Annotated in this window: 2 protein-coding genes; both read right to left on the bottom strand. The window is 39.5% G+C overall.

From position 1 onward, the window contains the following. A partial coding sequence (locus tag SM447_RS29680) for a DUF4861 family protein (RefSeq protein ID WP_474576169.1) occupies positions 1-348 on the bottom strand: 348 nt, incomplete at its 3' end. 65 nt (positions 349-413) lie between these two features. After that, a partial coding sequence (locus SM447_RS29675) for an SDR family oxidoreductase (protein ID WP_474576170.1) occupies positions 414-569 on the bottom strand: 156 nt, incomplete at its 5' end.

Here is a 569-nt window from a genome sequence, read left to right as displayed (position 1 = left end):
TGTTTCTGTCTGTCCGATAATTGCAATAACAACGTCCTTAGACTCATTTGCTTTAAAATCTAACGCAGTCAACAGCACATCCCATTGACCATCTCCATTGGTATCATCCCACTGTTGCGGAATTACCACTCCAGTAGTATCCATCAAAGCTGGTAATTGACCATCATGTACAATCGTATCGAGACTCGCAAGTATTTTTTCTTTGGGAATCGATACTAGTTCCTGTACACGATCAATTCCTAAGGAATTTTCTAAGGTAATCGTTGGTACAGGAGGCTCTTTTATTTCTTTTTTGCAACTACCCAAAATTGCAATAGTTCCTATTAAAAAAATACTTTTACGTATCATAATGATGGTCTTTTTTGTCTGAATGATTCTAGTTTATGAGGTAACCCTAAAAAAGGCTACACTCTCTATGCTTCGTTTGCAGGTTTTCCGATAGTTGCCAAAATCCCACCGTCCACATAAAGCACATGACCATTGACAAAATTACTTGCATTAGAAGACAAAAATATGGCTGCTCCTGCGAGATCATCAGGGTCCCCCCATTTTCCTGCTGGTGTTCGCCC

Source organism: Micromonospora aridisoli, from assembly GCF_056150025.1.
Note: the sequence above shows the minus strand (reverse complement) of the source record. Positions and strands in the feature narration are given on the sequence as shown.